Here is a 13,137-nt window from a genome sequence, read left to right on the forward strand (position 1 = left end):
GTAGGAGCTGCCGCAGGCTGCGATCTTTTGCTTTTAAAAACCCTCCAGCTCCGCCATCAGATCATTCAACCGATCCACCTTCTCCTCAGTGATTTCACTGGCCGCCAGCCCATCGATGTACTCGGCCAGTTCCGCAACCGTACTGCACTCGAACATAGCTCGCAGCGGCACATCGCGTTGCAGGGTTTTCTGTACGCGCGAGGCGATCTGCGTGGCCAGCAACGAGTGCCCGCCGAGTTCGAAGAAGTTGTCGCGCACGCCAACCTGCTCGACCTTCAGCACCTCGGCCCAGATATCTGCCAGGGTTTGCTCCAGCTCGTTGCGCGGCGCCAGGTAATCCTGGCTCTGCAACTGACCGATCTCCAGTGCCGGCAAGGCTTTGCGTTCAAGCTTGCCGTTGGCATTGAGCGGCATCTGTGCGAGCCACAGCCAGTGCAGCGGCACCATGTATTCCGGCAGTTCACTGCGCAGGCGTTGCTTGATGCGCTCCAGACGTTCGCTCGGGTTCAGCGCAGAATCCGCTGCCACCAGATAGCCGACCAGATGCTTGCCGTTGATGCCTTCCTGCACACCGACCGCCGCATCGCGGACTTCCGGTTGCTCGTGCAGACGCGCTTCAATTTCACCCAACTCGATGCGGTAACCGCGAATCTTCACCTGATGGTCGACCCGACCGACGTATTCCAGCACGCCATCGCTACGACGTCGCGCCAGGTCACCGGTGCGATACAAGCGTTCGCCCGGTGCACCGAACGGGTTCGGCACAAACACCGGCGCGGTTCGCAGCGGATCGCTGACATACCCGCGCCCCACCCCGGTGCCCGCCACGCACAACTCACCCACTGCGCCCAACGGCACCAGTTCCAGCGCGCCATCCAGCAGATACAGCAAATTGTTGTCGGTCGGCGTACCGATCGGCAAATAACTGCCGCGAGTCGATGCCATGTCCACGCGGTAGAACGCCACGTCGTCCGAGCATTCCGCCGGACCATAAGCGTTGACCAGACCAATGTCCGGGTAACGCAGCAGCCATTGGTGCGCCAGTTCCGGCGGCATTGCTTCACCGGTCGGCAGCATCCAGCGCAGACCGTCGAGGCTCAGACGATCCGAGGCGAGCATGCCCTGAATCAGCGACGGCACACTCTCCAGCACGGTAATGCCCTGGGCCTGCACATGCACCAGCAACCCTTGCGGATCGTGAGCGATGGTATTCGGCACGATGTCGACCCGCGCGCCGAACAGCGGCGCAGCAAGGAACTGCCAGACCGAAATATCGAAGCTCTGCGAAGCGGTTTGCGCGATCACGTCAGCCGCCGTCAGATTCAGGTACGGCACCTTGCTCAACTGATTGTTGAGCATGCCGCGCTGCTCGACCATTACGCCTTTCGGCAGGCCGGTGGAGCCGGAGGTATAGATCACATAGGCGAGGTTGTCCGGGCCACTGTGAATGCCAGGGTTCTGCGCCGATGTCGCCAACGCTTGCACCTCTTCCCACACCAGCAAGCGTGGACGATTGGCGCAATTGAATTCATCGAGCAACGTCTGCGCCTGTTCACGGCACGCCTCGCTGCACACCAGCACGGGCGTGCGGCTCAGCTCAACGATCCGTTGCAGACGCTGACTCGGCAGACCCGGGTCCAGCGGCAAGTAACCGGCACCCGCCTTGAAGCTGCCGATGATCATGCCCAGCAAATCAAGATTACGCTCGGCCAGCAACGCCACCGGTTGATCCATTTGCACCCCGGCCGCGACCAAGGCATGGCCGAGACGGTTGGCATTCTGGTTCAGCGCCTGATAGCTCAATTGAACATTCAGGCAACTGGCGGCAATACGCTCCGGATGCGCAGCAACCTGCGCTTCGAACAGCGAAACGTAGCTCTGCTCCAACGGATAATCGTGGGCGCTCTGGTTGCAACCGTGGAGCAGGAAGTCCTGCTCCTCACTGCCCAGCAACGGCAGATCGGCCATGTCGCCATGGAAACCGTCGACCAGCGCCAGCAGCAGACGCTTGAACTCGCCGAGCATGCGCTCGACCGTCGACTCGTCGAAGTAACGCTGGTCATACGACAGGTGCAGCCCAAGGTCATCGCCCGGATAACACACCGCCGTCAGCGGGAAGTTGGTGTGGGTGCGGCCCGAATCCGAGGTTGCGTTCAGGCTCTGCGCACGGTCCAGTACCGAGACTTCTACCGGCGCGTTCTCGAACACAAACAGGCTATCGAACAGCGGCTGGCCTTTCGGCAGTTCGCTTTGCTCCTGAATGCTCACCAGCGGCAGGTATTCGTACTCGCGCAGTTGCATGTTGCTGTCGAGCAACCCGCTCAGCCATTGCCGCACGCTGGTACGCTGATCGTCCGCCGGCATCTGCACTCGCAGCGCGATACTGTTGATGAACAGGCCGACGGTGCGTTGCATTTCCGGCATCTCAACCGGACGCCCGGCAACGGTCACACCGAACAGCACGTCGCGATCACCGCTCATGCGCCGCAGCACCAGTGCCCATGCCGCTTGGGCGAAGGTATTGATGGTCAGTTGATGGGCCTGGGCCAGCTCACGCAGACGGGCACCGTCCGCAACATCGAGACGGGTGTAGCGGTCACCGACGATCATGCCGCCACTTTCGCCGGCATGTTCTCGCAGGAACGGTCGGTCGCTCGGGATCGGCGTGGTGCGTTCAAACCCTTGCAGGTTTTGCTGCCACCACTGACGCGCTTCGGCAAGACTCTGACGTTGCAGCCAGCCGATGTAATCGCGATAACGCGGCGGCACGCTCAGTTGAGCTTCGCGACCTTCGCCAAGCGCGGTGTAGATCTCGAAGAAATCGTTCATCAGCAGCGAACGGCACCAGGCATCGATGAGGATGTGGTGGTTGCTCATCATGAACCAGTAGCGCGCCGCGCCGACCTTGATCAGACGCAAGTGGAACGGTGCCTGGTTGAGCAGATCGAACCCGGCTTCGCGCTCGCTTTTGAGCAGCGCTTGCAGCTTGGGTTCCTGCTCGGCGTCGCTGATGGCGCTCCAGTCCAGATACTCGATTGGCGTGCGCCCCGGCGTGTGAATCACTTGCAGCATGTCTTCGCCGACGTTCCAGCAGAACGAGGCACGCAACGCTTCATGACGGCCGATCACGGCTTGCCACGCTTGAGCGAAACGCTCGGGGTCGAGTTCGCTGTTGATGCGGTAGCGATCCTGCATGTAGTACAGACCGGTGCCCGGTTCGAGCAAGGTGTGCAGCAACATGCCTTCCTGCATCGGCGTCAGCGGATAGACGTCTTCAATGTGTGCGGCAGGCACCGGCAAGGCATCGAGTTGCGCCTGGGTCAGTTTCGCCAGCGGGAAGTCCGACGGCGTCAGGCCACCGGCCTCAGCTTGCAGGCAATGCTCGATCAGGCTTTGCAATTCGCCCAGGTAGGCGTCGGCCAGATCATTGATGGTCTGCGCCTCGTAACGTTCGGCGCTGAAGGTCCAGCGCAGCAGCAGTTCACCGCCGTAGACCTGACTGTCGACGCTCAACTCGTTCGGCAACGGCGCCTGCGGATCGTGGGCCGCGCCGACCGGTTCATCCAGCGGACGGAACAGCGCATCGCTGGCGAAACTCTGATCGAACTGGCCAAGGTAGTTGAAGGTGATCGGCGCATTCGGCAGCGCGGCCATGCTGCGTTGGCTGAGTTCATCCGCCAGATAACGCAGCACGCCATAACCGAGGCCTTTGTGCGGCACAGCGCGCAACTGCTCCTTGATCGCCTTGATCGAAGCGCCCTGCCCGGCGGCTTCTTCGATGTTGTGCGGCGTCAGGCGCAATGGATAGGCGCTGGTAAACCAGCCGACGGTGCGGGTCAGGTCGATCTCGTCGAACAGGGTTTCGCGGCCGTGGCCTTCCAGTTGAATCAGCGCCGACGGTTGCCCGCTCCAGCGGCACAGCACACGGGCCAACGCGGTCAGCAGCAGATCGTTGACCTGCGTGCGATAAGCACTTGGCGCCTGTTGCAGCAATTGTCGGGTGCGCTCGGCATCGAGGCGCACGCTGACGGTTTGCGCGTGGCGATTCTGCTGGCCGCCCTGCGGATTTTCACACGGCAGATCAGCGCTCGGACCGGCCAGTTGGGTCCGCCACCAGTTGAGTTCTTCGCGCAGTGATTCGCTCCCGGCGTAAGCCTGCAGGCGTGCCGCCCAATCCTTGAAGGCACTGGTTTTCGCCGGCAGTTTCACCGACTGCCCGGCGTCGAGCTGGCGATACACGGTTTGCAGATCGTCAAGCAAGACACGCCAAGAGACACCGTCGACCACCAAGTGATGAATGGCGATGAACAGGCGTTGCTGAGCGTGCGGGCCATCGACCAGCAAGGCACGCAGCAGCGGACCGTTTTCCAGATCAAGACTGCGTTGAGCATCGGCGAACAGCGCCTCGCACATGTCCATCGACGCGACGTGCACTGACGACAAAACAACGGCATCCGAGACCGGTTGATGTGCCGCTTGCCACTCACCGCCCGCCTCGGTGAAGCGCAGACGCAGGGCGTCGTGCTGCTCGATCACCGCCAGTAGCGCTCGCTCAAGAAGCTGCGGCTCCAGCGCGGTAGTCGGTTCCAGCAACAACGCCTGATTCCAGTGCTGACGCTGAGGAATATCGGTGTCGAAGAACCAGTGTTGAATTGGCGTCAGACGCGATTCACCGCTCACCAAGCCTTGCTCGGCTGTCACCAACTCGGTGCGGCTGGCCACAGCGGCGAGGGTCTGCACGGTCTGGTGCTGGAACAGATCACGCGGACTGAAATGAATGCCCTGCTGGCGCGCGCGGCTGACCACTTGAATCGACAGAATGGAATCGCCACCCAGCTCGAAGAAGTTGTCGTTGAGGCCGACCTGTTCGACGTTGAGCACTTCGCACCAGATCTGCGCCAGGGTTTGTTCGAGCTCATTGCTCGGCGCCACGTAGTCCTGACGGTTCAGTTCGGGGTCCGGCGCCGGCAGTGCGCGACGATCCAGTTTGCCGTTAGCGGTGAGCGGCATGCTTGCCAGCAGCATCAGGTGAGTCGGCACCATGTAATCCGGCAGTTGAGCCTTGAGGTGCGTCTTCAGTGCTTCGCGCAGTTGAGCTTGTTCAGTCTCGCTGTGCTCGGCAATCTCGGTGACAAGGTAGCCAACCAGTTGTTTGCCGCTCGGCGCATCCAGCGCCAGCACCACCGCTTCGCGAATCGAATCGTGATCAAGAAGACGCGTTTCGATTTCACCAAGTTCGATACGGAAACCACGGATTTTCACCTGATGGTCGATCCGACCCAGGTACTCGACCAGACCGTCGGCACGCTGGCGCACCAGGTCGCCAGTGCGATACATGCGTCCACCCTCAGCGGCAAACGGGTCAGCGACAAAACGTTCGGCCGTGATACCCGGACGGTCGTGATAAGCCTGCGCCAGACCCGCGCCGCCGACAAACAATTCACCGGTCGCGCCTTGCGGCACCAGCGCCAGATCGGCGTCGAGAATGTACGCCACGCGAGCGCCGATCACGCTGCCGATCGGCACACTGCCGGCGCCCTCTTCGAGCACTTCCGGGGCCAGACTGGCCAGCGGCATGACCACGGTTTCGGTCGGGCCATAGGCGTTGAAGAACAGGCTCGGCTTGAACGCCGCACGAATGCGTTGCAGGTGTTCGCCGGTCAGCGCTTCACCGCCGGTGATGATCATCCGCACCGGCAGAATGTCGTTTTGCGTGGCGAGGAACTGCGCCAACTGGCTGCCGTAGCTCGGGGTGAAACCCAGTACGTTGATGCGATGGGTGCGGATCAGCCCGCAGATTTCTTCGGCGTCCCACTGACCTTGCGCCCGCAACACCACCTGCGCGCCGCTGAGCAGTGGCACCAGCAGTCGCTCGGTCGCAGCGTCGAAGTTGATCGAATAGAAGTGCAACTCGCAGTCGTCAGGGCGCATGCCGAAACGCTCGATGACAGCTTGGCAATGCATGGCGATTTCGCCGTGGGACACCACCACGCCTTTCGGTTTACCGGTCGAACCCGAGGTGTAAATCAGGTAGGCCTGATGCTGCGGCAGGCTGATAAATGGCAGCTCGGTGGCCGGGAAATCGGCCAGTGCGGCGCTGTCCTCTTCCAGGCACCAACTCGCCACGCTCGACGGTAGCTCGCCGAGCGCGTTGAACATCGCGCGATCACTGAGTAGCAGACCGATGCGGCTGTCTTCAATCATGTAATGCAAACGGTCGAGCGGGTATTCCGGGTCGAGCGGCACGTAAGCGCCGCCAGCCTTGAGGATCGCCAGCAGGCCAATGACCATCTCCAGCGAACGCTCGAGCGCCAGACCCACGCGCACTTGCGGGCCAACGCCGCGCTCACGCAGGGCCCAGGCCAGACGATTGGCGCGGGCGTCGAGTTCGGCGTAGCTCAAGGTCTGGCCAGCGAACGTCAGGGCTGGCGCATCTTTGCGCAGCAGTGCTTGCTCGGCGAACAGGTGATGAATGCACTGATCGAGACGATGCTCGCCCGGCTCGACGCCGAGGCTGTCGAGCAGTCGCTGTTGCTCCGGGGCGTCCAGCAGCGGCAGTTCGCTGAGGCGTTGTTGCGGGTCGGCGATCAGCGCTTCCAGCAGGTTGCGCCAATGTCCGGCCATGCGCGCGATGGTCGGCTCGTCGAACAGATCGGTGCTGTACGTCAGGCAGCAGCCCAGGCGATGGTCGAGGTCGGTGACCTCCAGGTTGAGATCGAACTTGGTCGCCCGCGCATCGTTGGCCAGGTACTCGACGGTCATGCCGGCGAGCATACGGCTCTGCTGGAATTCCCAGCGCTGCACGTTGCACATCACCTGAAACAGCGGGTTGTAAGCGGCGCTGCGCGGTGGCTGCAAGGCTTCAACCAGATGATCGAACGGCAGATCCTGATGGGACTGCCCTTCGATCACGGTGTGGCGCACCTGCTCGAACAACTCGCCGACCGACATCTGCCCGTCGAGCTGGCAACGCAACACCTGAGTGTTGAGGAACGCGCCGATCAGCCCTTCGCTTTCCGGGCGGATACGGTTGGCCACCGGTGCGCCGATGCGCAGATCGGTCTGGCCGCTATAGCGGTAAAGCAGCGTGGCGAGTGCGGCGGTCATGGTCATGAACAGGGTCAGACCGTTTTGCGCATTGAACGCCCGGACCCGCGCGGCGAGGTCATCACTGAGGTCGAAACGGAACAGCTCGCCCTGATGGCTTTGCACCGGTGGACGCGGGCGGTCACCCGGCAATTCCAGCAACGGATGTTCGCGGCCCAGTTGCGCGGTCCAGTAGTCGAGTTGACGCTGACGCTCGCCGGACTCCAGCCAGTTGCGCTGCCAGACGCTGTAGTCGAGGTACTGCACCGGCAACGACTCCAGCGGCGATTCGCGATCATCGACGAACGCTTCGTACAACGCGCTGAGTTCACGGGCAAAAATGTCCATCGCCCAGCCTTCGGTGACGATGTGATGCAGGGTCAGGACGAAGTAATGCTCATGCTCGGCAGTCTTGACCAGACAGGCGCGCAGCAGCGGACCGGTTTCCAGATCGAACGGCAGATGCGCTTCTTCGTCGGCCAGTTGCTGGACGTTCTGCTCACGCTGGTCAGCCGCGAGTGTCGAGAAATCTTTCCAGCCCATGCGCACGCCAGTCTCGGCGTGCACCTGCTGACGGGCCACGCCATCGACACTTGGGAATGTCGTGCGCAGGGTTTCGTGGCGCAGGATCAGCGCTTGCAATGCCGCCTCGAAATGCTCGACATGCAACACGCCACGCAGGCGCGCCATGCCGCCGACGTTGTACGCCGGACTGTCCGGTTCCATCTGCCAGAGGAACCACATGCGCTGTTGCGAGTAGGACAACGGCACGGGTTGGCTGCGGTCGACCTTTTCAATCGGCGGCTGTTTGTTAGTGCGACCGCTGACCTGGATCAGACGGATCTGTTCGGCGAAATCACCGAGCTCACTGTGTTCGAACAACGCGCGCAACGGCAATTCGACGTCGCAAGCCTGACGGGTGCGCGAGATGATTTGCGTGGCCAGCAGCGAATGACCGCCGAGGGCAAAGAAATCGTCACGCAGGCCGATTTGCGCCAGGCCCAGCACTTCGCGCCAGATGGCGGCGATCTGTTGCTCCAGTTCAGTGACCGGTTCGACATGCTCACGCACTTGCCATTGCGGCACGGGCAAGGCGCGGCGGTCGAGTTTGCCGCTCGGGCTCAGGGGCATTGCGTCGAGGCGCATCAGCTGCGCCGGGACCATGTATTCCGGAAGTTCGGCGGCCAGTGCGGTTTTCAGTCGGTTGATTTGCGCGTCCTGGTCTGCGCTGGCATCGGTCGCCGTGAAGTAGCCGATCAGTTGCGCGCCGGCAGCGGTTTCACGCACCAGCACCACGGCTTGGGCGACGCCGTCCTGTGCGAGCAAGCGTGCTTCGATTTCTTCCGGTTCGACGCGAAAGCCGCGCAGTTTGACCTGCTGATCGAGACGGCCGAGGTATTCGATCACGCCATCGTCAGTCCAGCGCGCACGGTCACCGGTGCGGTACAAGCGAGCACCCTGCTCGCCCAATGGATCGACCACAAAACGTTCGGCGGTCAGCGCCGGGCGACCGAGATAACCACGCGCCAGACCGATACCGCTGATGCACAGCTCGCCGGGTACGCCCGCAGGTACAGGATTGAGGTCAGCGTCGAGAACACGACAAACCACGTTGCCCAGCGGTCGGCCAATGGGCGAGCGCTCGCCATCAGCGGCGGTGCAATGCCAGTGGGTGACATTGATCGCGGTTTCAGTCGGGCCGTAGCGGTTGTGCAGTTGCACTGCCGGCAGTTGCGCCAGCACGCGGTTGCGCAACTCGGCTGGCAAGGCTTCGCCGCCGGAGAACACCCGGCGCAGGCTGGTGCATTCGCTGCTGAGCGGCTCGTCGATGAACAGCGAGAGCAGCGGCGGCACGAAGTGCAGCGTGGTCACGCCATATTGCTGAACCAGTTGCGCGATGCGATGCGGATCACGGTGTTCGCCCGGTGCGGTAATCAACAGACGCGCACCCGTGATCAGCGGCCAGAAGCATTCCCACACCGACACGTCAAAACTGATCGGCGCTTTTTGCATCAGCACGTCGGTTTCGTTGAGGCGATAAGTGTTTTGCATCCATTGCAGCCGTTCAGCCAGTGCCGCGTGGGTGTTGCCGACGCCTTTCGGTTGACCGGTGGAACCGGAGGTGTAAATCACGTAGGCGAGGTTGTCGCCGTGCAGGTGCAGTCCCGGCGCATGGCTTGGCCAGTTCTCCAGATGCAGGGCATCCATGGCAATGACGCTGACGCCATCGCTGGCCGGCAAACGATCTAGCAATTCGGTCTGGGTCAGCAGCAGCTCGACGCCGCTGTCGCTGAGCATGTAGGCCTGACGCTCGGCCGGGTAATCCGGATCGAGCGGCACATAAGCGCCGCCTGCCTTGATGATCGCCAGCAGGCCGATCAGCAGTTGCGGCGAACGCTCGGCCGCGATGGCCACGCAGACATCCGGGCCGACACCCTTGTCGCGCAGGTAATGCGCCAGTCGATTGGATTGAGCATGTAGTTCGGCGAAATCGAGACTGCCGCCCTCCCACACCAGCGCGGTGCGTTGCGGGGTCATGCGCAGTTGTTCGTTGAGCAGTTCCGGCAGCCATTGCTCAGCCTTGGCACAAGGGACGCTGCTCCAATCTGATTGCTGTTCGCTTTCGCTGGCAGTCAACAGTTGCAGATCACCGATGGCGTGGTGCGGACGCTCGCAGGCATCTCGCAGAAGATTGCTGAAATGCTCCGCCAGCCGCCCGATGGTCGCGGCGTCGAACAGCTCGTCGGCATAGTCGAAGGACAAGGTCAGGCGCCCGTTGCGGTCTTCTTCGCTGTGCAATTGCAGATCGAACTTGGCCTCGCGGCTGTGCCACGGCAACTCTTCGGCGAGTAGACCGGGCAGGCGTTTGAGTGCGCTGAGGTCGCGTTGCTGATGGTTGAACATGACCTGGAACAAACCCTGTTCGCGGGCCTGCGGGAAGGCTTCGAGCAGTTGTTCGAACGGCAGGTCCTGATGGGCTTGTGCGCCGAGTGCAGCCTCGCGGGTTTGCGCCAGCAACTCGGTGAACGACAGGCGTGAATCGACGTCCGCGCGCAGCACCTGAGTGTTGATGAAGAAGCCGATCAGGCCTTGGGTTTCCAGCCGTGGACGGTTGGCATTGGGCACGCCAATGCGAATATCGCGTTGACCGCTATAACGGTGCAACAGGCTCTGGAACGCCGCGAGCAACAGCATGAACGGTGTGGCATCGTGCGCTTGGGCAGTCTGGCGAATGGTTTCGCTGAGGCTGATGCTCAGACGTACGCTGTGGCGCGAGGCGCTTAGAAGTTGCTGGGCAGCTCGCGGATGATCGGTGGCCAGCTCCAGCGTCGGATGCTCATCGCCCAACTGCGCTTTCCAGTAGGCCAGTTGCCGCTCGCCCTCACCTTGCGCCAGCCATTGGCGCTGCCAACTGCCGTAGTCGGCGTACTGGGTTGGCAATGCCGCGAGCTCGGCGCGCTGGCCTTGGGAGGCGGCGGCGTACAGGCGCGAAAATTCATCGATCAACACGTTCAGCGACCAGCCGTCGGCGATGATGTGGTGCATCGTCACCAGCAGTTGATGGTCTTCGTCATCAAGGCGAATCAGCGTCACCCTGAGTAGCGGGCCTTTTTCCAGATCGAACCGGGTGCGCGCTTCGTCCTCACGGATTTGCTCAGCGCGAGCTTCACGTTCATGGGTTGGCAGGTCGCTGATGTCGACCAGTTGCAGGTTGAATTCAGCCGCAGCATCGACTTGTTGCAGTGCCACGCCGTCGCGTTCAAAGAAGCGCGTGCGCAGGGATTCGTGGCGTTCGATCAGTTGCTGAAAGCTTGCGCGCAGGGCGTCTTCATCGAGTTCGCCGCGCAGACGCAGCGCTCCCGGAATGTTGTAGGCGCTGCTTTGCGGATCCAGTTGCCAGGTGATCCACAAGCGATTTTGCGCCAGCGATTGTGGCATTGGCTCCGTACGCGACAGCGCGTTGATTGTGCCTTGAACACTTGCGCCATTCTGCTGCTCCAGGGCCACGGCAGCGGCGAAGGCGGACAGCGTCGGCGCTTCGAAAAGCAGACGCAGGCTCAGCGCCAGACCGAGCTCTTCGCGCACCCGGGCGATCACTTGGGTGGCGGCAATCGAGTTGCCGCCGAGCAGGAAGAAATGATCGTCGGCATTGACCTGTTTGACGCTCAGTTGCTCGGCCCAGATCTTGCCGATCAAGGCTTCGAGCTCGGAAGCTTGCAGGGTCGATTCGGCACCTTGCGCTTCATCTGAAGGGAACACCGCATAGCTGTCGAGGCTGCCATCGGCCAGGCGATTACGGCAGGCCGAACGCTGCAATTTGCCGCTGGAGGTTTTCGGCAATGCGCCCGGATTGAGCAACACCACCACGCTCGGTGCTTGCTGATAGGCCTCGGCCACCGCTTGGCGGATAGCTTTGATCAGCGCTTCTGGCGGCAGAATCTTCTGCACGCTGCGGCTGATCTCCGCCGCGATACCGATGCCTTCTTCGCCGTCCTGATTCACCGCAAATGCCGCGACCCGGCCCTTGCGCACCACTTCCACTTCGCTCTCGACCGTCTTCTCGATGTCCTGCGGATAGAGGTTATGGCCGCGCACGATCAACATGTCTTTCAGGCGACCGGTGACGAACAGTTCGCCGTCACGCATGAAACCCAGGTCACCGGTGCGCAGCCAGGTGCGGCCGGCGTGCTGGACGAAAGTCTTGGCGCTGGCCTCGGGGTTGCGCCAGTAACCGTGAGCGATGCTAGGGCCAGCCGCCCAGACTTCGCCGACGGCATTGTCGGCGAGTTCTTCAAGACGGGTTGGCTCGACGATCAGCACCGCGTGTTCTGGCTGGCTGATGCCGCAACTCATGATCGCGCTGCCGTCGCCCGGCTCTGCACGGTTTTGCGCCAGCGCCTGATCGTCCACGCGCAGCGCAGGAATGCCCTTGCCGCGCGGCGTGCCGGCGACGAACAGCGTGGCCTCGGCCAGACCGTACGAAGCCATGAAACTGTCGGCACTGAAACCACATGCCGCAAACTTTTCGGCGAAGCGTTCGTTGGTGTCGAGACGGATCGGCTCGGAGCCGGAATAGGCCACGCGCCAGCGGCTCAGGTCGAGACGTTCAAGCGCCGATTCACTGACCCGCTCGCTGCACAAGCGATAGGCGAAATCCGGCCCGCCGCTGATGGTGCCGCCGTATTGGCTGATCGCTTCGAGCCAGCGCAATGGCCGGCCGAGGAAGTACGCCGGCGACATCAGGATGCACGGCACACCACTGAAAATCGGCTGCAACAGACCGCCGATCAACCCCATGTCGTGGTACAGCGGCAGCCAGCTGACGATGACGTCATCGGGGTTCACGTCGATGCCGAAACCGTGGCGAATCAGCAGCTCGTTGGCGACCAGATTGCCATGGCTGACCTGCACGCCTTTGGGCAGTGCGGTGGAGCCTGAGGTGTATTGCAGGAATGCAATGTGATCGGCCGGCAGAGTCGGCTCAACCCAGCGCTCAGCCAGTGCGCTGTCAAGGGTATCGACACACAACAGCGGCGGCGCGCCTTCGATCTGCTGCAAGGCGTCGCGCAAGTCAGCGCTGGTCAGTAGCAGGCGCGGTTCGGCGTCGGCAATGATCGACAGCAGGCGCTCTTGATGATGACGGCGGGCCGATTCCGGTGGATAGGCCGGCACCGCGATCACCCCGGCATACAGGCAACCAAAAAACGCCGCAACGTAATCCGGGCCACTTGGAAACAGCAGCACCGCGCGATCAGCAAATTCGGCCTCGGCCTGCAACGCAGCAGCAATGGTGCGCGCGCGTTGGTCCAGTTCGCGATAGCTGAGGACCACAGCCTGCGCTTCGTTTTCGGCAAGAAAACGCAAGGCCAGCCGATCCGGCGTCAGGGCCGCGCGGCGCTGGAGGGCGTGGACCAGGGTGCTGGGGAGTTCGAACGCGTCGGTCATGAGGTTTCCTGCCTGAATTCGGCTTGCTAGTGGAATCGGGTTGCTGCGACACGCCCTCGCGGGGCATGCAGGGCGCGGTCTACGCCGACCGCGCAAGGCATGGGA

At 62.3% G+C, this 13,137-nt stretch carries 1 protein-coding gene; it reads right to left on the reverse strand.

Going from position 1 to position 13,137, the window contains the following annotated elements; translation table 11 throughout:
• Positions 1-33: 33 nt before the first annotated feature.
• Entirely contained in the window at positions 34-13,032 is a 12,999-nt protein-coding gene (locus ACA061_RS18305; RefSeq protein WP_497299793.1) for a non-ribosomal peptide synthetase, read from the reverse strand.
• Positions 13,033-13,137 lie beyond the last annotated feature (105 nt).

It is taken from the genome of Pseudomonas sp. LBUM1668 (assembly GCF_059695715.1).